Genomic DNA, 23,562 nt, shown 5'->3' with positions numbered 1-23,562 from the left:
ATGTCCGACGACGAGAAGAACCCCGCCCGCAAGGTCATCGCCGACTACGCGCAGGCGCACTTCCGCTACTTCCGCACCGCAGACGGCACCGTCTACGCGCAGAAGAACGGCCACCCCGTCGCCCGCCCGATCCGCTCCCAGGGCACCACCGGCAGCCACCGCCAGGAACTCATGGTCGGCCTGTTCGACGACGGCCACGGCGTCTTCAACGGCACCGCCCTCAAGGAGGCATTGGACCTGATCGAAGCACTCGCGATGAAGCAGGAAGTGCAGCAAGTCCACATCCGCGTCGCTCCCGGATACGACGGGGCCACCTGGCTCGACCTGGGCCGCAACGACGGACAGTCCATCCGCATCCACCCCACCGGATGGGACATCATCACCCCCGACCCGGCCGAGGTGTGTTGGCGGCGCACCCAGCTCACCGGCGAGCTCCCGATGCCCGCCAAGGACACCGACGGCAAGGGCATCGACCTCTTGCTGCGACTGTGCAACTTCGCCACCGCCGCAACCGAATCCCTCGCCATCGCCTGGCTCATCGGCTGCCTCGGACCGTCCGTTCCCGTGCCCGCCCCCTTCCTCACCGGCCCCCAGGGCGCAGGCAAGTCCACCGGCGGCCGGATGCTCGTCCGCATCATCGAGGGCATGAGCGGCGACCTGCGCCGCGCCCCGAAGGACGAGGAGAACCTGACGGCGGCCGTCGCGGCCGGATGGGTCACCGCGCTCGACAACCTCTCCTACCTTTCCCCGGACCTCTCCGACGCGATGTGCTGCATCGTCACCGGGGCCGAGACCGTAAAGCGCGCCCTCTACACAGACGGCGACGTCGTCAGGGCCCGCTACCGCCGCCCCCTGCTCATGACCGGCATCGACGTCGGCGTCATCCGGCCCGACCTCGCCGAACGCCTCCTGCCGCTGCGCCTGGAGCGGCCCACCGTCCGGCGTACTGAGGCGGAACTGTGGGCGGAGTACGAGGAGATCCTGCCCGTCGTCCTCGGCTCGCTCCTCGACCTCACGGTCAAAGTCCGCGCCGCAGAGGCGGACATTCCCACCGACCTGCGCATGGCCGACTTCGCCCACCTGTGCGCGCAGCTCGACGCGGCAACCGGGTTCAACTCCCTCGACGCCTACCGCAGCAGCCTGGACGACCTCAACGACGACGTCATCGAAGGCGACCTGCTCGCACAGACCGTCCTGCAGTACGCCGCCGCCTTCGCCCCTGGCGCCGACGAACGGATGACGTCCACCGAGTGGCTCCACTGCCTCACGCGGCTCTACAGCGGCGAGGACTGTCGTTCTCTGCCCAAGGGGTGGCCCACCACGGGCAAGGTGCTCTCCGACCGCCTCAAGCGCCTACAGCCGACCCTCGCCGCCCGTGGCGTCCTCATCGACGCGGGCCGCACCAAAGAGGGCCGCTACCTCGAAATGACGATCCCGCCGAGCTCGCCTCCTCACGAACAGAACGCGCTGCTCTGACCGCCGCCGTGGCGGCCCAGGCACAAGCAAGAAGAGCACCACGCCCGGCCCATGGGGTGCTCCTCTTGCAGTTCGGCGGCTCGCCGCCGCCCGAAGGACGCGCCGCGAAGCGGCTCCTCCTTCACGCTTTGAGCCACACCGCACCACAACAGAAACCCCCCTCTCTTTTCCTAAGAGAAGAGATCCTGCGTCACCTACGTCACCAGAGGGTGAAAAACCACCCCTGACCTGCTGCTACAGGGGTGACGCAGACAGCCGAGGTCTGCGTCATCTTGCGTCACCTGCGTCACCGGCCTGCGTCACCGATGACGCAGTGGGTGACGCAGACCAAACCCCCACGTCACCCAAAGCCGCAGGCCAGGCGCCCAGATGACGCAGATGACGCGGTGACGCAGAAATCCCCAGCTCGGACACACACTGCCCCCAAAGACGTACTGCCGAGGAGGCACCCCCGGATGAGCACGGCGATCGCTGCCCCCGTCGACCGACTCCTCTACAAGCCCGAGGAGGCTGCCACGGCACTCTCACTCGGACGCTCCACCGTCTACGAGTTGATGGCCGAAGGCGCCCTGAAGTACATCAAGTTGGGCCGCACGCGCCGGATACGACGTGCTGATCTCGAAGCCTTCGTTGAAAGCCTCGCCGTTCTGCCCAACTGATCCGCACACCCCATGAGGCGCCCCGAGCACTCCGCTCGGGGCGCCTCCCGCATGGAGGAACCCATGAGCCCCCGCAAGCCCAACATGGAATCGTCCATCTACCTCGGCGCCGACGGCTGGTTTCACGGCCGCGTGACGATGGGCGTCAAGAACGACGGAAGCCCCGACCGCCGGCACCGCCGCGCCAAGACGGAGCCTGAGATCAAGCGCAAGGTCCGGGAGCTGGAGCGGCAGCGCGACCAGGGCAACGCGCCCGCCGCAGGCCGCAAGCCCACCATCGCGAAGTGGATGGAGACCTACCTGACCGACATCGCCAGCCTGAAGCTCAAGCCGCGGTCCCTGGACGACTACTGGTCGAAGACGCGCAACGACATCATTCCGGGAGTCGGCCAGCACCGCATCGACAAGCTCCGCCCGGAGCACCTGGAGCGCATGTACCGGGCGTTGCTCGACGCGGGCCGCGCCCCCTCGCACGTAGTGAAGGTGCACCGCATCCTGTCCCGCGCCCTGAAGATTGCCCACCGCCGCCGCATGATCAGTGAGAACGTCGCCACGCTCGTGGACCCGCCCAGCGTCGACGAGACCGAGGCGAACCCCTTCACGAAGGAGGAGGCGAAAGCGTTCCTCGAGGCGGCCTCGAAGCGGCCCACCTTCATGCGGTGGATCGTCGGTGTCGGCATGGGCTTCCGGCAAGGCGAGACGCTCGGCCTGCGGTGGGCGTACGTCGACCTGGAGGCGGAGCTGTTCCACCCCAAGTGGCAGCTACAGCGCCTCACCTGGCGGCACGGCTGCACCGACCCGCGCGCCTGCGGGAAGCGCCTCCACCGCTTCGAGCCGTGCCCTCCGGACTGCACCACACATAAGGGCTACAAGCGCGGCTGCCCCAAGCCCTGCACGAAGACGTGCTCGAAGCACGCGAGCGCTTGCCCCGAGCGCAAGGAGGGCGGCCTCGTCTTCACCCGCCCCAAGACCAAGAAGAGCCAGAACGCCGTACCAATCCCGCCCGTGTTCATCCCGTTCCTGCTCGATCACAAGGCACAGCAAGACGAGATGCGGACCGCAGCGGAGGAACTGTGGGAGGAGCACGACGTCGTGTTCTCGCGGCCCGATGGTCGCCCCCTCGACCCGCGCGCCGACTACGAGGAATTCAAGGAGCTCCTGAAGGAGGCCGGGATCGACGACCGCCGCCTGTACGACGGGAGCCGCCACACTGCCGGCACCATCCTGAACGAGCTGGGCGTCGACATGCCCACCATCATGGAGATCCTTCGCCACACTCAGATCAGCCAGACGAGGCGCTACGTGAAGGGCCGATCGCACCTGTCGAAGGACGCGATGCGGCGCATGGGAGAGTTCTTCGTTCCGCCGTCTGCGGGCCCCATGCCAGCCCCGGATTCTGGCCCTACTAAGACCAGAACCGAGACACCCGACACCTCCGCGGCCCGCTTCCGCCGCCGTCGCCGCATCCGCTGAACGAGAAAGCTCCAGGTCTGCAGGTTCTGACCTAGGCCCCCAAGCCGGGCCGCCTGCAGGTTTCGAAACGATGCCGACGCATTGCGAGGGAGTTCCGGACCAAGGCGGCCATCTGCGGGAACTCCAATCGCAGGATCTCCCACCCGCATCAATTCGTCTCGCCGCATCACCTGTGGTCACAGGGCTGCAGGCCTCACTCGTACTGAATGTGCACCGGAGGCTTCCTGCGGAAGCTGATGCCACGCCGTCTCCCACTGCGCCGTGGCGCAGTGGTCTCAAGCCACACAGGTCTGACAGGCAGCGTCGGCCTCAAAGCGTTCTGGCCTGCCGTGTCGGTCCCATATGACAGGATCTCGCCGTGAGTAGTGAGCAAGATGTGACCCAGAAGCCCCTACGCGTCGCGGGTCTCTTCGCGGGCGTGGGTGGCCTTGAGCTCGGCCTGAAGCGGGCCGGGCTGGAAACAGCCATGCTCTGCGAGGTGTGGACTCCCGCCCAGTCCGTTCTCACCAAGCAATTCCCTGATGTTCCGCTCATGCCGGACGTCCAGCATCTGAAGGCTCTCCCGGATGACGTAGACGTCGTCACCGCCGGTTTCCCCTGCCAGGACCTCTCGCAGGCCGGGCGGACAGCAGGCATCGGGGGCCAACAGTCCGGCCTCGTCTCCCACGTCTTCCGCCTCCTCAAGAAGCACCACCCGCGTTGGCTCGTACTTGAGAACGTGCGGAACATGCTGGTGCTCGACAAGGGCAAAGCGATGCTCCACCTCGTCGAGGAGCTCGAAGCCCTCGGCTACCGTTGGGCGTACCGGCTCGTCGACTCCCGCTTTACTGGGGTACCCCAGCGACGCCAACGCGTCCTCTTTGTGGCCAGCCTCACAGAAGACCCTCGTAATGTCCTCCTCGCTGAGGACGCTGGCGAGCCGGACGAGACCGGTCGGGCCAACAACGCTCACGGCTTCTATTGGACCGAGGGGCTCCGCGGCTTGGGCTGGGCGAAGGACGCAGTACCGACGGTTAAGGGCGGGTCGGGCCTGAGCATCCCGTCCCCACCGGGAATCTGGATTCCCGGCAACCCTGAAGGCCACCGAATCGTGACGCCGTCCATCACTGATGCCGAGCAGCTCCAGGGCTTCGAGAAGGATTGGACCCTGACCGAAGCAACAGCCGACAAGAAGAGCGGACGCGACCGTTGGAAGCTGGTCGGCAACGCGGTCACGGTCGGAGTATCGCAGTGGCTCGGCGAGCAACTGCTAAACCCCGGCGAGTACGACGAGTCCGAGTCCGACCTCATGTCGGACGCCGCTCGGTGGCCCACCGCGGCCTGGGGTGAAAAGGGCAAGCGCTACTTCTCCCATGTCGGCATGTGGCCCGAGCACCGTCCATACATACACCTGACGGATCTCGTCGAGCACGGCAAGCTCACCCCACTCAGCCATCGCGCAGCTGCTGGCTTCTACTCCCGTACGCAGAAGGCGAAGCTGAAGTTCGACGAAGACTTCCTCGTCGACATGAAGCAGCACGTCGAGCTGATGGACCCTGCCAACAAAGCTCCAGTCGTTGCCAGTAGCGAGGGGTAGGGTTCCCCCAGGGAGGGTGAGCCTTGGACGCGGTAGACATTCTGGTCAGGAGTTTGAGCAAGCCTGTAGACATCAAGGGCGAGCTCATGCAGTACCACCCACGGAGCGATCGACACTCAAGGATTGCCTGTTGGGGCATCATGTTCGACCTGCTACAGACCAGTGGATTGCTTCGCGATCACGTCGAGTCTGGGAAGGTCGCCTTCGGCATCAACCACCGAATGACCGACTATGTGAACCACAAGCACAAGGACTTGGACCTTGTGCTGTGCCGGCCAGGTACCGGCCCGAGGCCGAAGCGGAGGCCTTACACCCTCGAATCGCTGGCCCAGAAGAACGGTGTTGAACTTACCGCTGACCAACAGTCCCGCCTTATGTCACTCCCTATCCTCGCCGAGGCACCCGTCTCCAGCGTGCTCGTCGCGCTGGAGGCGAAGGCGTGCATGACGGAGCACGGAAAAGCAGGCCCTCGCCTCTACGACGAGCTCAACTCAAGCCATCAGATCGTTCATGGCTCTTCTAATCAGGCGCTCTCTGTTGGTTTTTGCATGGTGAACGCGGCGACGTCTTTCTACAGCCCTACCAACCGGCACAACGGCGGCGGCCCCAACGAGCACAACCAACCCCGCGCCGCAGAGAAGGCGATCGAAGCGGTGAGTCGGCTCCCTCGCCGGAGTGGCACCAACTCGGTGGGGTACGACGGGTTCGGGATAGTGGTGGTCGACATGCTCAACGACGGGGGGACGCCGGTTGACCTCGTCGCCTCAGCACCAGCCCCACAGCCTGGGGAGATCTTCCACTACGACTCCATGATCCATCGCGTGGCCCATGAGTACGACGCAGCTTTCAGGAGCATTTGAGACGTGACGACGGTAAGCAAGGCAACCGGCTTCACCACGTTCTCTGACGTTCTCGCAGCAGAACCCAGGCCAGATGCGACACAGCCCCAGGGAAAGCGGAACGCCTATGCAACGCGCTTCGCCAACCGTCTGGCGGTCCTCTTTGCCAACTCGCTTCGTGACACGTTCCCTGGGGTCCTCCCTCGCCCTGATGGCTCTGGCCAGGAATCCCGCGCCAGAACCGCGAAGGGGTTCAAGAAGCTGGACGTCAACTACTCAACTCCGGAGCTTGGGTTGGGGCTTGGAGTGTCACTGAAGCACATCGGATATCGCGACGCGGAAACCAAGCGCTACTCGAAGAATTTCACGCGGAACGACAACGAACTTCGTGCCGAAGCGATGGACTATCACGAGCGTCAGCCCTACGCAGTCATGATCGGGGTCCTGTTCCTGCCCTATGACGCTGCAGATGACTGCACAGGAGGGAAGCATCCATCATCCTTCGGAGCTGCAGTGAAGCACTTCAGGAACCGAGCCGGCCGGGACACAGTGGCCGCGCCGCCCGACCTCTTCGAAAAGTTCTATATAGCTCTGTATGAGCACTCCGGGGCGAATCTGGGCAAGCTGGACTTCTATGACGTAGATCGACCCAAACCTCCGTTCGGTAGGCGCCCGAAGGCCGACGAGGTGGTGGACTTCGAGCAGTTCGTCAGCGAGGTAATCAGGGTCTACGACGCCAGAAACGACCCGCCGTTCGAATGGGCCGTCGACGTATAGGCAGTCAGCCACAGCGCTTTTCCTGCGCCCCACGTCTTGCCACTCCGCAGCCCTTCTTAGAGCTGGCGCAGAGACGCTGATGTGCGTCTGCCACATTACGGAACGAGCTGAGCGTCGACATGCCCACGATCATGGAGATCCTTCGGCACACTCAGATCAGCCAGACGAGGCGCTACGTGAAGGGTCGATCGCACCTGTCGAAGGACGCGATGCGGCGCATGGGCGAGTTCTTCGTTCCGCCGTCTGCGGGCCCCACTGAGACCAGAACTGAGACCGCCGACACCCGCGCGGCGCGCGCCCAGCGCCGTCGCCGCATCCGTTAAAAGCAAAAGCCCCAGGTCACGGCGAGTGAGTCCTGGGGCTTCCACAGAGCCGCCTTCGGGATTCGAACCCGAGACCTACGCATTACGAGTGCGTTGCTCTGGCCATCTGAGCTAAGGCGGCGCACGCGTCCCGCACCTATGGTGCGATCAGCAGCGACGCCAAGTCTACACAGTTTCCGGGGGTGCTCCGCACACCCCCGGTGGGCGGACCGCTTGGGCCCGCATCAACCCTGTGAGCAGCGCTTTCCGTCGTCCGGGGCCTTGCCGTCCAGCAAGTAGGCGTTGATCGCCGAGTCCACGCACTTGCTGCCCCGGCCGTACGCCGTGTGGCCGTCGCCCTCGTAGGTGAGCAGCTTGCCGGAGGAGAGCTGGTCGGCCAGGGCCTCGGCCCAGCGGTAGGGGGTCGCCGGGTCGCGCGTGGTGCCGACCACGACGATCGGAGCGGCGCCCTCCGCCTTGATGCGGTGCGGCTCGCCCGTCGCCTTCACCGGCCAGTACGTGCAGTTCAGCGAGGCCCAGGCCAGGCCCTCGCCGAAGACCGGGGACGCCTTCTCGAAGTCCGGGAGCGACTTCTTCACGTCGGCGGCCGTCTTGAAGGCCGGGGGCAGGTCCAGGCAGTTCACGGCGGCGTTGGCGAACATGAGGTTCGCGTACGAACCGTCCGCGTCGCGCTCGTAGTAGCTGTCGGAGAGGGAGAGCAGGGGCGCGCCGTCCTTCTCCTTCATCGCGGCGGACAGCGCCGTGCGCAGTTGGGGCCAGGCGCCCTCGTCGTACATCGCCGCGATCACGCCGGTCGTGGCGAGCGCCTCGCCGAGTTCGCGGCCGTCGGAGTCGCCGGCGGGGAGCGGCACGCGGTCCAGTTCGTCGAAGAACGACTTGAGGCGCTTGCCCGCGTCCGTCCCGCCCTCCGTGCCCAGGGGGCAGTCCGACCGGCTCGCGCAGTCCTTCGCGAACGACGTGAACGCCGTCTCGAAGCCCGCCGTCTGGTCACGGTTCATGCGGCGCGCCGGCAGGGACGGGTCCATCGCGCCGTCCAGGACCAGGCGGCCGACGCGGTCAGGGTAGAGCCCGGCGTACGTCGCTCCCAGGAACGTGCCGTACGAGGCACCCACGTAGCTCAGCTTCTTGTCGCCGAGCGCCGCGCGCAGGATGTCCATGTCGCGGGCCGCCTCGACCGTGGAGACATGCGGCAGCACCTCGCCGGAGCGCTTCTCGCAGCCCGCCGCGAACTTCTTGAAGGAGTCCGACAGTTCGGCGGTCTCGCGCTCGTCGTCGGGGGTGACGTCCGTCTGCGTGTACGCGTCCATCTGCTTGCCGTCCAGGCAGGTGACGGGTTCACTGCGCGCCACACCGCGCGGGTCGACGGCGGCCATGTCGTACCGGGCGCGGACCTCCTCGGGGTAGCCGAGGGCCGCGTACGACTGGAGGTAGCCGATCGCCGAGCCGCCGGGGCCGCCCGGGTTGACCAGGAGCGAGCCGAGGCGTTTGCCGGGGCCCGTGGCCTTCTTCCGGGAGACGGCGAGCTTGATCTGCGGGCCGTCCGGCTTCGCGTAGTCGAGCGGCGCCCTCATCGTGGAGCACTCGAAGCCGGGGACGCCGCATGCGCGCCAGCTCAGCTTCTGGTCGTAGTACGGAGACAGCTCCTGCGGGGTGGCGCGGGGCAGCGCGGCCATGGACGCGTCCGCCGTCGAGCTCCCGGCCGAGCAGCCGGAGATGAGCAGTCCGGCGGCCAGGAACACGGTCGCGGGGGTGCGGAGTCCTCTGATGCGCATCAAGCGAGACTAACGCTACGCGTTGCCTACGTTACGCAATGTGCTCGTACGGGTGACCCGCCAACGGACTCCCTCAGCCCGCAGCGCCACGGCCACGGCCACGGCCACGGCCACGGCCACGGCCACGATCAACGTCGCGGCCTCGGTCACGGTCCCCGCCTAACCCGCCCGCAGCGCCACCGTCATCGCCTCCACCGCGAGCAGCGGCGCCACATTGCGGTCCAGTGCGGTGCGGCAGGCGCTGATCGCCTCGATGCGGCGCAGGGTGGACTCGGGGGACGTGCCGCGCGCCAGGCGCTCCAGCATGTCGAGCACCTCCGTGTTGGCCAGGGCCACGCGCGAGCCGAGCTGGAGGGTGAGCACGTCGCGGTAGACACCGGTCAGTTCGATGAGTGCGAGGTCGAGGCTGTCCCGCTGGGTGCGGGTCCTGCGGCGCTTCTGCCGGTCCTCGAGTTCCTTCACGACGCCCGCCGTGCCGCGCGGCATCCGGCCGCCCTTCTCCGCGCCGAGCGCCGCCTTCAGGTCGTCGGTCTCCTTGACGTCGACTTCCTCGGCGACCTGCTTCGCGTCGTCGCCCGCCGTGTCGATCAGTTCCTGCGCGGCCTTGAGACAGCCGCCGATGTCCTGCACCCGCATCGGGAGCTTGAGCACGGCGGCACGGCGCTCGCGGGCCCGCGGGTCGGTCGCGAGGCGGCGGGCGCGGCCGATGTGCCCCTGGGTGGCGCGCGCGGCGGCGGAGGCGACGTCCGGCTCGATGCCGTCACGCCGGATGAGTACGTCGGCGACGGCATCCACCGGAGGCGTACGCAGCGTCAGATGGCGGCAGCGGGAACGGATGGTGGGCAGCACGTCCTCCAGTGAGGGCGCGCAGAGCAGCCATACGGTGCGAGGGGCTGGCTCCTCCACGGCCTTCAACAGGACGTTGCCCGCGCCCTCGGTGAGGCGGTCGGCGTCCTCAAGGACGATGACCTGCCAGCGGCCTCCGGCGGGAGAGAGCTGGGCCCGCCTGACCAGTTCGCGGGTCTCCTTGACGCCGATGGACAGCAGGTCCGTACGCACCACTTCGACGTCGGCGTGCGTGCCGACCAGGCTCGTGTGGCACCCGTCGCAGAAGCCGCAGCCGGGGGCGCCGCCGAGCGCGCGGTCCGGGCTCGTGCACTGGAGCGCGGCGGCGAAGGCGCGGGCGGCGGTGGACCGCCCGGAGCCGGGCGGTCCGGTGAACAGCCAGGCGTGCGTCATCTTCGACGACTCGGGCCGCGGGGAGCCCGAGGCCACGGCGGTGACCAGCGTGTCGGCGTCCCGGGCGGCGGCGCCGAGCTGCTCACTCACCCGCTCCTGGCCCACCAGGTCGTCCCATACGGTCATCGGTCACCGCCTCCGCCCTGCACCTGCGTCGCGCCCCGCACTTCACGTCACGCTGTCGACTTCATTGTGGGGCACGCCACTGACAACGCGGCGCCACCGCGATGACGACGCGGTGCCGACGCGGTGCCGACGCGGTCCGCTCACCCGGCGAGGCTCAGCTCGCCTTGGCGAGGCTCAGCGCTTGTTCCGCCCCCGGCCGCCGCGGCCACCGTCGCGGCCGTCCTCGTCGTCGTCCCGGTCCCCCAGCAACTCGTCCGCCAGGGAGGGCAGATCGTCCAGCGGAGTCTCCTCCGCCCAGTCCGAGCGAGGCCGCTGGACGGGCTCCCCGTTCTCGTCGACCTGGGGCAGCTCACGGGTGCGGTCGTTGCCGCCCTCGGGGCGCTCGTCGCGGAAGTACCCCGGCGGCACCTTGTCCTCGCGTACGGGAGGCAGGACGGCCGTCTCGTCGGCGGCACCCGGAACCGGCGGCTGCGGCAGCACCTCGGTCTCGTCCGAGGCGCGGGCGTCGCGGGTGTCCTGCACCTGCGGCAGCACCGCGGTCTCGTCGGCCGCACCCGGCGCGGGGGCACCCGGAGCGGGGGCGGCCGGAGCGGGCGCACCGGGCTTCACGACGGGCGTGGGGATCGTCGTCTCGTTGTCCGGCACGGCATCCGAAGGGGCCGCAGCCGCGGACGAGGCGGAAGTCGCCTTCGGAGCAGGACCCGACTTCGGAGCAGGCCCAGACTTCGCAGCGGGACCCGCCTTCGGAGCCGCAGCGGGCTTCGGAGCCGGAGCCGCCTTGGGAGCCGGAGCCGCCGCGCTCGCCGCAGCCGCCGCAGCGGCCGCCGCCGAAGCCGCCGCGAGGCGTCGCGCCTCCTCGGCCCGCAGCAGGGCCTCTTCCGCCTTGCGCTGCTTCTCCAGGCGGCGCGCCTCGGCCTCGGCCCGGAGCCGCGCCTCTTCCTCGGCCTCCTGGCGCCGCCGCTCCTCCTCGGCCGCCCGCACCTTCTCCTCGGCGAGCAGGCGTGCCTGCTCCTCCTCGGCGCGGCGCTTCGCCTCCTCGGCGCGCTGCCTGGCCTCCTCGGCCTGGCGCTCGGCCTCGCGGCGCTGCGCCTCCTCCAGCTCGCGGCGCTTGCGCTCCTCCTCCTCGGCGCGGAGCTTGGCGAGCTGCTCCTGGCGCTCGCGCTCGACCCGCTCCTCCTCGGCCTTGCGCGCGGCTTCTTCCTCGGCCTTGCGCCGTGCCTCTTCCTCGGCCGCCTTACGGGCCTCTTCCTGTGCCTTCACCTCGGCCTCGGAGAGCGGCAGCATCAGGTCGAGCCGGTGCCTGGCGACGGTCGTGACCGCCTCCGGCTCCTGGGCGGCGTCGATCACCAGATAGCGCCCCGGGTCGGCGGCGGCGAGCGTCAGGAAACCGGACCGCACGCGCGCGTGGAACTCGGCCGGCTCCGACTCGAGGCGGTCGGGGGCCTCCGTGAACCGCTCGCGGGCCGCCTCCGGCGCCACGTCGAGCAGCACCGTCAGATGCGGCACGAGCCCGGCCGTCGCCCACCGCGAGATACGGGCGATCTCGGTCGGGGACAGATCACGGCCCGCGCCCTGGTAGGCCACGGACGAGTCGATGTAGCGGTCGGAGATGACGACCGCACCCCGCTCGAGGGCGGGACGTACGACCGTGTCGACGTGCTCGGCGCGGTCGGCGGCGTACAGAAGTGCCTCGGCGCGGTGCGAGAGACCGGCCGACGACACGTCGAGCAGGATCGACCGCAGTCGCTTGCCGACCGGGGTGGCCCCCGGCTCGCGTGTCACGACGACCTCGTGGCCCTTGGCCCGGATCCACTCGGCGAGCGCCTCGGCCTGCGTGGACTTGCCGGCGCCGTCGCCGCCCTCCAGGGCGATGAAGAAGCCCGTGGCGGCGATCCCCTGCTCGGGGTCGTCGCCGCCGCGCAGCGCGTCCCGCAGGTCGTGCCGCAACGGCACGCCCTGCCGGTCGTCGATCTTGGCGAGGACCAGCGCGGCCACCGGCAGGAGCATCGCGCCCACCAGCATCAGCGTGAAGGCGGCGCCTCCGTGGTCGAACACGAACTTGCCGTTGACGAAGCGGTGCGGCCCGATCGCCGCGGCGACCACGGGGGCGATGAGCGCGCCGAGCGCCACGAAGAGGCGTACGACCGCCTGGAGATGCTCCGTCGTGCGCGCCCTGCGGTAGTCCTCGACCTCCTGGTCGAGCAGTGCGTGCCCGGTGTGGGCGGCGATGCCCGCGGCAACCCCGGCGAGCGCCAGGAGCAGCAGCACGGTCGTCACGTCGGGCACGAGGCCTGCGGCGAGCAGGGCGACGCCGGCGAGGGCGATCGCGAGCGCGAGCAGCCTGCGGCGCGAGAGCGAGGGCAGCAGCGAGGGCGCCGTACGGATGCCGACGACGGTGCCGCCGGTCAGCGCGAGGACGATCAGGCCGTACGTGACGGGCCCGCCGTCCAGGTCCTTGGCGTGCAGCACGGCGACCGCGACGGAGGCCGCGACGGCCCCGGCGATGGCGGCGCAGGCGGCGACGAGCAGCGGGATGGCGCCGGTGCGGCCGCGGTCGGTGCCGCTGCCGGTGCGCGGCCTGCGCAGCCCTTCGAGCGGGCTACGCGCGCGTGGCGTCTGGGTGGCGGGAAGTTCGAGGAAGAAGACGATCGACAGCGAGGCCGCAAAGAGTCCGGCGGCGACGAACGAGGCGAGCCCCGCCTGGTGCGCCTCGAACCAGTCGAGCCCGGCGCCGAGGAGGTTCCCGATCAGCGTGACGGCGACGAGCGCGGCGGCCGCGATGGGCAGCGCCACGAAGCCCGTACGCAGCGACAGGCGCCGCAGTGCGTCCATGTGGTCCGGCAGCGGCCGCACCGTGGCGCCCTCCAGGGGCGGGGCGGGCAGCAGCGCGGGCGCCGCGCTCTCGCGGCAGACCGTCCAGAAGCGTTCGGAGACGCCGATCACGAAGGCGGTCACGAGCAGCATCGCGAGCGCGTTGTCCGGGGTCCAGTCGATCCACAGCGGCGCGACGATCAGGAGCGCGGCCCGCAGGCCGTCTGCGACGACCATCGTCCAGCGCCGGTCGAGCGGCCCGTCCGGTGACGTGAGGGAGCTCAGCGGCCCCAGAAGCACCGCTCCGAAGAGCAGCGTCGCGAGGACGCGTGCCCCGAAGACGGCGGTGACCGCGAAAGCGACCCCGCGATAACCGCCCCCGAACGCCCCTTCGGCGATGGCCGCTTGCAGAGCGAGCACCACCAGGACAAGCAGGGCGAGGGCATCGCCGACACCGCCGACCAGCTGGGCGCTCCAGAGCCGTTTCAGCTGCGGCACGCGCAGCAAGGCGCGGACAGCACGCTCTCGGGAATCTGCGACCAGGGCGTCGTCGGGGGCCGGGTTTCCGACCGTTGGCTGCTCGGCACGCGTCATCCGTCCAGCCTATCTGGACGGTGCGACACTCCGAAGGGGCGCCCGAACAAACGGACGCCCCTTCGGTTCACACCTTCACAACTCACTCATTCACAGCGCCGCACACAGGCACCGCGTCCGGTCGGCTACTCGGCGTCGGACGCCTTCGCGGCCGAAGCAGCGGTCTTCTTGGCGGCCGCCGTCTTCGTAGTGGTCTTCTTCGCGGCCGTCGTCTTCTTGGCGGCCGTTTTCTTCGCCGTCGAAGCAGCCGTCTTCTTGGCGGCGGTCTTCTTGGCCGGGGCCTTCTTCGCCGCCTTCTTGGCGGTCTTCTTGGCCGGACCCTTCGCCCGCTTCTCGGCGAGCAGTTCGTAGCCCCGCTCGGCGGTGATGTCCTCGACGCTGTCGGCGGCCCGCAGCGTCGCGTTGGTCTCGCCGTCCGTCACGTACGCCCCGAAGCGGCCGTCCTTGACGACGACGGGCTTCCCGCTGACCGGGTCCTCGCCGAGCTCCTTGAGCGGCGGCTTGGCGGCGGCCCGCCCGCGCTGCTTGGGCTGGGCGTAGATCGCGAGGGCCTCGTCCAACGTGATGTTGAAGAGCTGCTCCTCGGTCTCGATGGACCGCGAGTCCGTGCCCTTCTTCAGATACGGGCCGTAGCGGCCGTTCTGCGCGGTGATCTCCACGCCCTCGGCGTCCACCCCGACCACACGCGGCAGGGACATCAGCTTCAGGGCGTCCTCGAGCGTCACCGTGTCGAGCGACATGGACTTGAAGAGCGAGGCCGTCCGCGGCTTGACCGCGTTCTTGCCCGTCTTCGGAGTGCCCTCGGGGAGCACCTCGGTGACGTACGGGCCGTAGCGGCCGTCCTTGGCGATGATCTCGTGGCCCGACGTGGGGTCGGTGCCGAGCGCGAAGTCACCGCTCGGCTTGGCGAGCAGCTCCTCGGCGTACGCGACGGTCAGTTCGTCCGGCGGCAGGTCGTCGGGCACGTCGGCGCGCTGGTGGCCCTCCGCGTCCTTCTCGCCGCGCTCGATGTACGGGCCGTAGCGGCCGACGCGCAGCAGGATGCCGTCGCCGACGGGGAAGGAGGAGATCTCCCGGGCGTCGATCGCGCCCAGGTCGGTCACCAGTTCCTTGAGCCCGCCGAGGTGGTCACCGTCGCCGTTGCCCGCGCTGGAGGCGACACCGGAGTCGTCGCCCTCGCCGAAGTAGAACCGCCTCAGCCACGGCACGGCCTGCGCCTCGCCCCGCGCGATGCGGTCGAGGTCGTCCTCCATGCGTGCGGTGAAGTCGTAGTCGACGAGCCGCCCGAAGTGCTTCTCCAGGAGGTTGACCACGGCGAACGACAAGAAGGACGGCACGAGGGCCGTGCCCTTCTTGAAGACGTAACCGCGGTCGAGGATCGTGCCGAGGATCGACGCGTACGTCGACGGGCGGCCGATCTCGCGCTCTTCGAGCTCCTTGACCAGCGAGGCCTCGGTGTAGCGGGCCGGCGGCTTCGTCGCGTGCCCGTCGACGGTGATCTCGTCGGCGGTCAGCGCGTCGCCCTCGTTGACCTGCGGGAGCCTGCGCTCACGGTCGTCGAGCTCGGCGTTCGGGTCGTCCGCGCCCTCTACGTAGGCCTTCATGAAGCCGTGGAAGGTGATGGTCTTGCCGGACGCGCTGAACTCGGCGTCGCGGCCGTCGGCGGCCGTGCCACCGATCTTCACCGTGACGGAGTTTCCGATCGCGTCCTTCATCTGGGAGGCGACGGTCCGCTTCCAGATCAGTTCGTAGAGCCGGAACTGGTCGCCGGTCAGGCCGGTCTCGGCGGGCGTGCGGAAACGATCGCCCGAGGGTCGGATCGCCTCGTGCGCCTCCTGCGCGTTCTTGACCTTCCCGGCGTACGTACGGGGCTTGTCCGGCAGGTAGTCGCTGCCGTAGAGCTGCGTGACCTGCGCGCGGGCGGCGGTGATCGCCGTGTCGGACAGCGTCGTGGAGTCCGTACGCATGTAGGTGATGAAGCCGTTCTCGTACAGCTTCTGCGCCACCTGCATCGTGGCCTTCGCGCCGAAGCCGAGCTTGCGGCTGGCCTCCTGCTGCAGCGTCGTCGTGCGGAACGGCGCGTACGGAGAGCGGCGGTAGGGCTTGGACTCGACGGAGCGGACCGCGAACCTGGTGTTCTCCAGGGCCGCGGCGAGCGCGCGGGCGTTGGTCTCGTCCAGGTGCAGGGTGTCGGACTTGAGCTGTCCGACCGAGTTGAAGTCGCGGCCCTGGGCGATGCGCTTGCCGTCGACCGTGGTGAGGCGCGCGACGAGCTGCGAGGGGTCGGAGGCGTCACCGGTGCGGCCGGTACCGAAGGTACCCGTCAGGTCCCAGTACTCGGCGGAGCGGAAGGCGATGCGCTCGCGCTCACGCTCGACGACGAGGCGGGTCGCCACGGACTGGACACGGCCGGCCGACAGGCGCGGCATGACCTTCTTCCACAGGACCGGCGAGACCTCGTAGCCGTAGAGACGGTCGAGGATGCGGCGGGTCTCCTGGGCGTCGACCATGCGCTTGTTGAGCTCGCGCGGGTTGGCGACGGCGCCCTGGATCGCGGCCTTGGTGATCTCGTGGAAGACCATCCGCTTGACCGGGACCTTGGGCTTCAGGACCTCGAGGAGGTGCCACGCGATGGCTTCGCCCTCGCGGTCCTCATCGGTGGCGAGGAAGAGTTCGTCGGAGTCCTTCAGCAGGTCCTTGAGCTTCTTGACCTGCGCCTTCTTGTCGGAGTTGACGACATAGATGGGCTCGAAGTCGTTCTCGACGTCCACGCCGAGACGGCGCACCTCGCCGGTGTACTTGTCGGGTACCTCCGCGGCGCCGTTGGGGAGGTCGCGGATGTGCCCGACGCTCGCCTCGACTACGTAGCCGGGGCCGAGGTAACCCTTGATCGTCTTCGCCTTGGCAGGCGACTCGACGATGACGAGTCGGCGGCCGCCCTTTGCGGTCTCGCTGGTCGGGGACAACTTCGCTCTTCTCTCCGGTCGGTACTCGGTGGCCGTGCTGCGTGGCCTCGGGGCCGCGGTGCGTGGCCTCGCTCGGTGCGCTTGAGTTGCGCTGACGCTGCGGAGTGTGACGGTACATCCCGCCCCCGTGTCAAACGGGAAAAGCCCGCAACGGCCACTCGAACGGTAACCCGACTACCGCCATTCCTGCCGCCCGGAGTGGCGACCTGCCCTTTCACCACCGGCTTCACCACCGGCTCGGCACCGGCGCCGGGCCTACGGCCCGTACACGCCCCGCGGCCACCGACCGCTTCCGGTCAGAGACGAGTGAAACACCACACTCCGAGCACCAGTGCGCCCGAGCCGGCGAGCGCGGCGAGCGTCGCCGATGCGACGGGGTTCACACCGTCGGCGACGGGCGCGCGGTGTGCGACGCGTGCTCCGGTCCACAGCAGCAGTCCCGCTCCGAACAGCGCGAACACCGTGCCCGCGAAGATCGCTGGTCCACTCTCCATGTCTTTGCCTCCCCGTACTGAGTTCCCGGATCGGCAAACTGACACGCCCGGGAATCCGGGGCGCGAACCTCGGGTGAACGCAGGGCGCCCAGCCACGAACACCGGCCGTCGCCCGGCCCGACTCGACCGGAACCGATCGCCGCGGGGCTGGTTCGCACAGTCCACCTTCTCGATGTACGTCCGGCGGTCGCCGACGTCCATCCATCCCACCCACAACGCGGGACCCATGTCCGCGAAACGTACGAGACACGCCGTACGCGTCCCGCCAACGGCCCGGCGGCCCCGGATGCCGCGTGCGGGACGCCCACGAGCCGCCTACAGTTCGACCGGCTCCAGGAAGCCCTGCTCGACGAGGAGCCGGATCTGCGCGGGCGTGCGGTCGCGCAGCAATACGGGGTCCTCGCCCACCAGTTGCGCGATGGCGTCGAGGATCCGCCCGGCGCTCAGCGTGCCGTCGCACACACCGGCGAAGCCCGCGCCCACCGTGTCCACCTTGGTGGCCCGGCGCATCCCGCGGTGCTGGCGCAGCACGACGTGCTCGGGGTCCTCGGCGCCGGGCAGCCCGACCTGCTCCTGCACGACCTCGTCCGCGAGCTTGAAGTGCCCTGCGAGCAGCGCGGCGTCGTCGTGCGTCCGCAGGTAGTCCTGCCGCGCGAAGAACTCCCGCACCGTCTCGCCCAGCGGCTGCTCGACGGGGTGCGGCCACTCCTCCACGGTCACGGTCGGCTCGGCGGAACCGGCCCCTGCCGCGGACTTGCGCAGCGTGATCCACCCGAACCCGACCGCGCGTGTCTTGCGGGCGTCGAACTCGTCGAGCCACGCGTCGTACCGCGCCGCGTACTCCTCCGGGTCCGTGCGGTGGTCCCCGGCGTCGCGCAGCCACAGCTCGGCGTACTGCGTGACGTCCTGCACCTCACGCTGCACGATCCACGCGTCACATCCGCGCGGCACCCATGACCGGAGCCGCTCGGTCCACTCCTCGCCCTCCACGTGCTGCCAGTTGGCGAGGAAGTGCGCGTACCCCCCTTCGTTCAACCGCTCCCCTGCCTGCTGAACGAGCGACCGGCACAGATCGTCCCCGCCCATCCCGCCGTCGCGATAGGTGAGCCGCGCTCCGGGAGAGATCACGAACGGCGGATTGGACACGATCAGGTCGTACGTCTCCTCGCCCACGGGTTCGAAGAGGGAGCCCTCGCGCAGGTCCGCACCGGGAGCGCCGGACAGCGCGAGTGTGAGCCGCGTGATGTGCAGCGCACGGGGGTTGAGGTCGGTCGCCGTCACCCGTGTCGCGTGTTGCGCGGCGTGCAACGCCTGGATGCCGGAGCCGGTGCCGAGGTCAAGAGCGCTGGCCACGGGCGTACGCACGGTGAGCCCCGCGAGCGTCGTCGACGCCCCGCCGACTCCCAGGACGACGCCTTCGTCATGGCTGCCGATGCCACCGGCGCCGCCGACCGCGCAGCCCAGGTCCGAGACGATGAACCAGTCCTCGCCGCTCGGCCCGCCGTAGGGTCGCACGTCCACCGTCGCCTTCAGCGCGCCCTCACCGTCCGCCGCCGAGAGCCAACCGCTCTCCTGTAGAGGCCCGACCGGCAGAACGGCCGCCACGCGCGCGTGCGGCACGGAACGCTGCAGCAGGAAGAGCCGCACGAGCGTCTCCAGCGGCCCTTCGCCGCGGGTGGCCCGCAGCGCGGGCACGGTCTCGCTGCGGGCGAGCGCCGTGTAGGCAGGCGCCCCGAGCAGCTCCAGCAGCCCGTCAGCGGTGAAGTCGGCCTCCAGCAGGGCTTCCCGCAGCTGGGCGGAGACGTCGGCACGATCGGACGAGGGCAGGGGGGCGCTAGCGATACTCACCCCTTCATTGTGACCCGCTTCTGCCTCCGCACGCCGAGTCCGCCACTGCCGGGCACGGCTGAACGCGCCGCTGCCCCGGACGCCGGGGGATCTCTCCCAAGGCTCCGGGGCAGCAGGTCGTTGTAGGGGGCCCCTAGGCGGCAGAAGGCGTGGCGCTGGCCGACTTGCAGCTGTCCTGCTTGCTCATCGCCTTGCCCACCTCGCCCTCCTGCAACTTCTCCAGTGCTTCGTTGCCGCTCTTGCTCAGCTTGTCCAGCTCGCCCGCGACGCTCTTGAGCCCGTCCGCGAAGTCCGCCTGGTTCTTGGTGTCCAGGCCGTCGACCTTCTTCTTCAGGTCGCCGTACGACTTGGAGATGGCGTTCAGTTCCTTCACCGCGTCGTCGGTCTTCTTCTGGCCGCCGTCGACCGGCGGGGCGCCCGCGTCCTTCACCGCGGTGCCCATCGCCTTGTAGGCGTCGGACATGTCCTGGAACGCCTTGGAGTCGGTCTTCTGCACATCCTCCGGCGAGCTGTTGTCCGAGGTCTCCTTCTGGATCGCGGCGTTGGCGGCGGCGATCTTCTTCGACTGCGGCTGGACCGAGTCACAGACGTCCTTGGCCCAGGAGTCCAGCTTCTCGTTGCCGTCGTCGCTGCAGCCCGACAGCGCCAGTACCAGTACCGCACCGCCGGACAGTGCGGCTGCAAGCTTCTTGTTCACCGGATTGGTCCCTTCCATGGCTCTCGGCCCCGGAACTTACACGCCAACTGGGCTACAACCGCATGCCGGGGGTCCGGTACCACCCCTATTGAAGCCATTTGCACCAAGCGGAGAGCGCATGAGAAGGCTCACCAGAGAGCGCACGCCCCACACGAAAGGCGGACGCCGCGTCAAAACGCGCCGCCCGCCCCTGTGTTGGGCAGAGTCTGACCCGGTGTTACGAAACCACGGCCGGGTCAGGTGAGCTTTTTACCGGCTCCGTACCACCCTCCTCCTCGTCGCCCACGGCGATGCCCCGCCTCTTGGAGACGTACACCGCGCCGATGATGACGAGGATCGAGAGCACCGCGATCAGTGCCCGCATCCCTGCGCTCGCGTCGTCCCCGTAGCTGAACTGGACGACCGCGGGCGCGATGAGCAGCGCCACCAGGTTCATCACCTTCAGGAGCGGGTTGATCGCGGGTCCCGCGGTGTCCTTGAACGGGTCACCGACGGTGTCGCCGATCACCACCGCGGCATGGGCCTCACTGCCCTTGCCGCCGTGATGGCCGTCCTCGACGAGCTTCTTCGCGTTGTCCCAGGCACCGCCCGAGTTGGCGAGGAAGACCGCCATCAGCGTGCCGGTGCCGATCGCGCCCGCCAGGAACGAGCCGAGCGCGCCGACGCCGAGCGAGAAGCCGACCGCGATCGGCGTGAGCACGGCGAGCAGACCTGGCGTGGCCAGCTCGCGCAGCGCGTCCTTGGTGCAGATGTCGACGACGCGCCCGTACTCCGGTTCCTCGGAGTAGTCCATGATCCCGGGGCGCTCGCGGAACTGCCGCCGCACCTCGTAGACCACCGCTCCTGCCGACCTCGACACCGCGTTGATCGCAAGCCCCGAGAAGAGGAAGACGACCGCGGCGCCCAGGATCAGGCCGACCAGGTTGTTGGGCTGTGAGATGTCCATGACCAGGTTCATCGGAGCGCCGTCGCCCATTTTCTCGCCGACGTCCTTGGCCGCGCTCGCGATGGCGTCGCGATACGAGCCGAAGAGCGCCGAGGCCGCGAGGACGGCCGTGGCGATGGCGATGCCCTTGGTGATGGCCTTGGTGGTGTTGCCGACGGCGTCCAGGTCGGTGAGGACCTGCGCGCCGGCACCTTCGACGTCACCGGACATCTCGGCGATGCCCTGCGCGTTGTCGGAGACCGGACCGAAGGTGTCCATGGCGACGATCACGCCGACCGTGGTGAGCAGGCCGGTTCCGGCGAGCGCCACCGCGAACAGCGCGAGCATGATCGACGTACCGCCGAGCAGGAACGCACCGTAGACGCCGAGCCCGATCAGGAGCGCGGTGTAGACGGCCGATTCGAGCCCGATCGAGATGCCGGCCAGGACCACGGTGGCCGGTCCGGTGAGGGACGTCTTGCCGATGTCCTTCACCGGACGCCTGCTGGTCTCCGTGAAGTAGCCGGTGAGCTGCTGGATCAGCGCGGCCATGACGATGCCGATCGCGACGGCGACGACCGCGAGGACCCGCGGATCACCGTCATGACCGGCGATCGCCGCGTCCGTGACACCGTTCAGGTCGGAGTACGAGCCCGGCAGGTAGACGTAGACCGCAACGGCCACGAGCGCCAGCGAGATGAACGCGGAGATGAAGAACCCGCGGTTGATGGCGGTCATGCCGCTGCGGTCGGAGCGCCTTGGCGCCACCGCGAAGATCCCGATCATCGCCGTCACGACGCCGATCGCCGGAACGATCAGCGGGAAGGCGAGTCCGGAGTCGCCGAAGGCGACCTTGCCGAGGATCAGCGCGGCGACCAGGGTCACGGCGTACGACTCGAAGAGGTCGGCGGCCATGCCCGCGCAGTCGCCGACGTTGTCGCCCACGTTGTCGGCGATGGTCGCGGCATTCCTCGGGTCGTCCTCCGGAATGCCCTGCTCGACCTTGCCGACCAGGTCGGCGCCGACGTCGGCGGCCTTGGTGAAGATGCCGCCGCCGACACGCATGAACATCGCGATCAGCGCCGCCCCGAGGCCGAAGCCTTCCAGGACCTTCGGCGCGTCGGCCGCGTAGACGAGCACCACACAGGAGGCGCCGAGAAGACCGAGCCCCACCGTGAACATGCCGACAACGCCGCCCGTGCGGAAAGCGATCTTCATGGCCTTGTGTGAAACAGCGGTGAGATCCTTTTCGGGTTCTCCTTCCGCCGGAGTGGCCTCTCGGGCGGCTGCCGCCACACGAACATTGCTGCGTACGGCGAGCCACATGCCGATATAGCCGGTGGTCGCCGAGAACACCGCACCGATCAAGAAGAAGATCGATCGGCCGGCACGCTGATTCCAGTCGTCTGCGGGCAGCAGCATGAGCAGGAAGAACACCACGACGGCGAAAACACCGAGAGTGCGCAACTGCCTGCCTAGGTAGGCATTGGCGCCCTCCTGGATCGCCTTCGCGATCTTCTTCATGCTGTCGGTGCCCTCGTCGGCCGCGAGAACCTGGCGTACGAGCACCCAGGCGACCACGAGAGCCGCCACCGCGACGGCCGCGATGACCATCACGATGAGGCGGTTGTCGTCGGTCAGTACTGCGGCTGCGAAGGTTGAGGGATGGTCAAACTGATGAGGGGTAGAAAGCCCCGCCATTCGTCCTCCTTGACGCTGGGGCTGAGCTCAAGATGTGGACGGATTGTAGGGAGCTGAACCTGATCAAAACAGAGCGCCGCAAACGGAATTGGCGCGAGATTGCTTCCCAGCAAATGATCGCGACCACAGATTGACCCCGAAAGCGGTAATGCCCCAAAAGCGTTGACGGCGACCGCCAGTCCCGAGGCAATTGACCGGGGCAATGATCCAAAAAGAAAAAGGCCCTGCTCCCGGACGGGGAGCAAGACCTTGATGGGGCGATGTGGAGCCGAGGCCCGCCGGGCCGGAGCCCGGTTCAGGAGCCGACGCGGGGACGGCTCAGGGATTGGCTCAGACGAGGGGCACCGGGGCCGTCGGCCACGTCATCCGGATGAGACCGCCGCCCTCGCCGGCGGTGACCTCCACGTCGTCCACGAGCCCGCTGATGACGGCGAGACCCATCTCGTCCTCACCCTCGGCGTCCAGATCGTCGGCCGAACCGGACTCCGGACCGGATGTCCGGTCGCCGGGCGTCGCGTGGGGGGCCTCGTCGCCGACCTCGATGGAGAACTGCTTCTCGTCCTCGATCAGGGCCACCCGCACCGGCGCGGAGACGCCGCTGCTCTGGTGCAGCCCCACGGCGCGCGTGCAGGCCTCGCCGACGGCGAGCCTGACCTCGTCGAGGACCGCCTCGTCCACTCCGGCCCTGCGCGCGACCGCCGCCGCCACGAGCCGAGCGGTTCTGACGTGCTCGGGCAGCGCGCTGAAGCGGAGTTCAACGGTGGCCATGCATTCCCCCTCGGACATACGCGCGTGCTGTCAGGGGGCCGGGCCGAGGGCCCGGTCCCCTGCTGTACTGCCACTCCCGGGCCGCACAAGCAGGCGACCCGGGACATCCGGCTCTCAGTCGGTGGCCGCGACCGCTTCCTCGACCGAGGTGTGAATGGGGAACACCTTGGTCAGGCCGGTGATGCGGAAGATCTTCAAAATGCGTTCCTGGTTGCAGACCAGGCGCAGCGAGCCCTCATGGGCACGCACCCGCTTCAGGCCGCCGACCAGTACGCCGAGCCCGGTGGAGTCGAGGAAGTCCACGCCCTCCATGTCGACGACCAGGTGGAAACTGCCGTCGTTCACCAACTCGACCAACTGTTCGCGCAACTTGGGCGCGGTATAAACATCGATTTCGCCACCGACCTCGACGACCGTACGATCGCCGACGGTACGGGTCGACAGGGACAGGTCCACGGATCCTCCAGCACCTTGCTATCGAGCGGTCATCCCTCGGGA

17 protein-coding genes, 1 tRNA gene and 1 pseudogene are annotated in these 23,562 nt (G+C 68.8%); 8 read left to right on the top strand and 11 right to left on the bottom strand.

The annotated features are described in order from the left end of the window. From AB0M70_RS33380 to AB0M70_RS33350, 7 genes and pseudogenes are all read left to right on the top strand, one after another. Nucleotides 1–1,476, top strand: a complete 1,476-nt coding sequence (locus AB0M70_RS33380; protein ID WP_365825986.1) for an ATP-binding protein — start codon at nucleotides 1–3, stop codon at nucleotides 1,474–1,476. 455 nt (nucleotides 1,477–1,931) lie between these two features. Continuing rightward, nucleotides 1,932–2,135, top strand: coding sequence for a helix-turn-helix domain-containing protein (locus tag AB0M70_RS33375; protein WP_161236311.1), 204 nt, complete (start codon nucleotides 1,932–1,934; stop codon nucleotides 2,133–2,135). A gap of 63 nt (nucleotides 2,136–2,198) precedes the next feature. Beyond that, a complete protein-coding gene (locus AB0M70_RS33370; protein ID WP_365825983.1) occupies nucleotides 2,199–3,608 on the top strand; it encodes a site-specific integrase in 1,410 nt (469 codons plus the stop codon). 358 nt (nucleotides 3,609–3,966) lie between these two features. Continuing rightward, nucleotides 3,967–5,184, top strand: coding sequence for a DNA (cytosine-5-)-methyltransferase (dcm, locus tag AB0M70_RS33365; RefSeq protein ID WP_365825981.1), 1,218 nt, complete (start codon nucleotides 3,967–3,969; stop codon nucleotides 5,182–5,184). A gap of 23 nt (nucleotides 5,185–5,207) precedes the next feature. Further along, nucleotides 5,208–6,044, top strand: a complete 837-nt coding sequence (locus AB0M70_RS33360) for a hypothetical protein (RefSeq protein ID WP_365825979.1) — start codon at nucleotides 5,208–5,210, stop codon at nucleotides 6,042–6,044. Nucleotides 6,045–6,047: 3 nt separating this feature from the next. Then, nucleotides 6,048–6,800 carry a hypothetical protein gene (locus AB0M70_RS33355; protein ID WP_365825977.1) on the top strand — a complete coding sequence of 251 codons (753 nt, stop codon included), beginning with the start codon at nucleotides 6,048–6,050 and terminating at the stop codon, nucleotides 6,798–6,800. A 92-nt stretch (nucleotides 6,801–6,892) separates the two neighbouring features. Continuing rightward, nucleotides 6,893–7,123, top strand: a pseudogene (locus AB0M70_RS33350) (integrase); the annotation flags it as partial. Nucleotides 7,124–7,170: 47 nt separating this feature from the next. On the opposite strand, the gene AB0M70_RS33345 reads toward AB0M70_RS33350, so the two are convergent. Then, nucleotides 7,171–7,244, bottom strand: a tRNA-Thr gene (locus AB0M70_RS33345). Nucleotides 7,245–7,347: 103 nt separating this feature from the next. Further along, the gene (locus tag AB0M70_RS33340) at nucleotides 7,348–8,895 is read right to left on the bottom strand and encodes an alpha/beta hydrolase (RefSeq protein ID WP_365825975.1); all 1,548 of its coding nucleotides are present in this window, start codon (nucleotides 8,893–8,895) and stop codon (nucleotides 7,348–7,350) included. A gap of 40 nt (nucleotides 8,896–8,935) precedes the next feature. On the opposite strand from AB0M70_RS33340, the gene AB0M70_RS33335 reads away from it, so the two are divergent. Next, nucleotides 8,936–9,058 carry a hypothetical protein gene (locus AB0M70_RS33335; RefSeq protein ID WP_365825973.1) on the top strand — a complete coding sequence of 41 codons (123 nt, stop codon included), beginning with the start codon at nucleotides 8,936–8,938 and terminating at the stop codon, nucleotides 9,056–9,058. On the opposite strand, the gene AB0M70_RS33330 is transcribed toward AB0M70_RS33335, so the two are convergent. From AB0M70_RS33330 to bldG, 9 genes are all read right to left on the bottom strand, one after another. Further along, the gene (locus AB0M70_RS33330; protein ID WP_365825971.1) at nucleotides 9,055–10,260 is read right to left on the bottom strand and encodes a DNA polymerase III subunit delta'; all 1,206 of its coding nucleotides are present in this window, start codon (nucleotides 10,258–10,260) and stop codon (nucleotides 9,055–9,057) included. The genes AB0M70_RS33335 and AB0M70_RS33330 overlap by 4 nt on opposite strands. Nucleotides 10,261–10,434: 174 nt before the next feature. Then, nucleotides 10,435–13,665 carry a dTMP kinase gene (tmk, locus tag AB0M70_RS33325; protein WP_365825969.1) on the bottom strand — a complete coding sequence of 1,077 codons (3,231 nt, stop codon included), beginning with the start codon at nucleotides 13,663–13,665 and terminating at the stop codon, nucleotides 10,435–10,437. A 125-nt stretch (nucleotides 13,666–13,790) separates the two neighbouring features. Next, a complete protein-coding gene (topA, locus tag AB0M70_RS33320; RefSeq protein WP_365825967.1) occupies nucleotides 13,791–16,631 on the bottom strand; it encodes a type I DNA topoisomerase in 2,841 nt (946 codons plus the stop codon). A gap of 296 nt (nucleotides 16,632–16,927) precedes the next feature. Then, a complete protein-coding gene (locus AB0M70_RS33315; protein WP_363210556.1) occupies nucleotides 16,928–17,125 on the bottom strand; it encodes a hypothetical protein in 198 nt (65 codons plus the stop codon). Between the two features lie 315 nt (nucleotides 17,126–17,440). Further along, entirely contained in the window at nucleotides 17,441–18,973 is a 1,533-nt protein-coding gene (locus tag AB0M70_RS33310; protein ID WP_365825965.1) for a class I SAM-dependent methyltransferase, read from the bottom strand. 133 nt (nucleotides 18,974–19,106) lie between these two features. Then, on the bottom strand, nucleotides 19,107–19,688 hold the full coding sequence (locus AB0M70_RS33305) for a small secreted protein (protein ID WP_351166883.1): 582 nt from the start codon (nucleotides 19,686–19,688) through the stop codon (nucleotides 19,107–19,109). Nucleotides 19,689–19,887: 199 nt separating this feature from the next. Further along, nucleotides 19,888–22,296: a sodium-translocating pyrophosphatase gene (locus AB0M70_RS33300; RefSeq protein WP_365825962.1), complete on the bottom strand. Its 2,409-nt coding sequence runs from the start codon at nucleotides 22,294–22,296 to the stop codon at nucleotides 19,888–19,890. A 330-nt stretch (nucleotides 22,297–22,626) separates the two neighbouring features. Next, the gene (locus tag AB0M70_RS33295; protein WP_365825960.1) at nucleotides 22,627–23,064 is read right to left on the bottom strand and encodes an ATP-binding protein; all 438 of its coding nucleotides are present in this window, start codon (nucleotides 23,062–23,064) and stop codon (nucleotides 22,627–22,629) included. A gap of 114 nt (nucleotides 23,065–23,178) precedes the next feature. Continuing rightward, a complete protein-coding gene (gene bldG / locus AB0M70_RS33290; protein WP_003975386.1) occupies nucleotides 23,179–23,520 on the bottom strand; it encodes an anti-sigma factor antagonist BldG in 342 nt (113 codons plus the stop codon). Nucleotides 23,521–23,562: the final 42 nt, after the last annotated feature.

Origin of the sequence: Streptomyces sp. NPDC051214 (assembly GCF_040682375.1) — a bacterium.
GTDB lineage: Bacteria > Actinomycetota > Actinomycetes > Streptomycetales > Streptomycetaceae > Streptomyces.
Note: the sequence above shows the minus strand (reverse complement) of the source record. Positions and strands in the feature narration are given on the sequence as shown.

Excerpts from the sequence above, each read along its gene's own strand:
- AB0M70_RS33300 (WP_365825962.1), bottom strand. The coding sequence starts at position 22,296 with ATGGCGGGGCTTTCTACCCCTCATCAGTTTGACCATCCCTCAACCTTC.
- AB0M70_RS33295 (WP_365825960.1), bottom strand. The coding sequence starts at position 23,064 with ATGGCCACCGTTGAACTCCGCTTCAGCGCGCTGCCCGAGCACGTCAGA.
- AB0M70_RS33370 (WP_365825983.1), top strand. The coding sequence starts at position 2,199 with ATGAGCCCCCGCAAGCCCAACATGGAATCGTCCATCTACCTCGGCGCC.
- AB0M70_RS33330 (WP_365825971.1), bottom strand. The coding sequence starts at position 10,260 with ATGACCGTATGGGACGACCTGGTGGGCCAGGAGCGGGTGAGTGAGCAG.
- AB0M70_RS33340 (WP_365825975.1), bottom strand. The coding sequence starts at position 8,895 with ATGCGCATCAGAGGACTCCGCACCCCCGCGACCGTGTTCCTGGCCGCC.
- AB0M70_RS33315 (WP_363210556.1), bottom strand. The coding sequence starts at position 17,125 with ATGGAGAGTGGACCAGCGATCTTCGCGGGCACGGTGTTCGCGCTGTTC.
- AB0M70_RS33380 (WP_365825986.1), top strand. The coding sequence starts at position 1 with ATGTCCGACGACGAGAAGAACCCCGCCCGCAAGGTCATCGCCGACTAC.
- AB0M70_RS33375 (WP_161236311.1), top strand. The coding sequence starts at position 1,932 with ATGAGCACGGCGATCGCTGCCCCCGTCGACCGACTCCTCTACAAGCCC.
- tmk (WP_365825969.1), bottom strand. The coding sequence starts at position 13,665 with ATGACGCGTGCCGAGCAGCCAACGGTCGGAAACCCGGCCCCCGACGAC.
- AB0M70_RS33305 (WP_351166883.1), bottom strand. The coding sequence starts at position 19,688 with ATGGAAGGGACCAATCCGGTGAACAAGAAGCTTGCAGCCGCACTGTCC.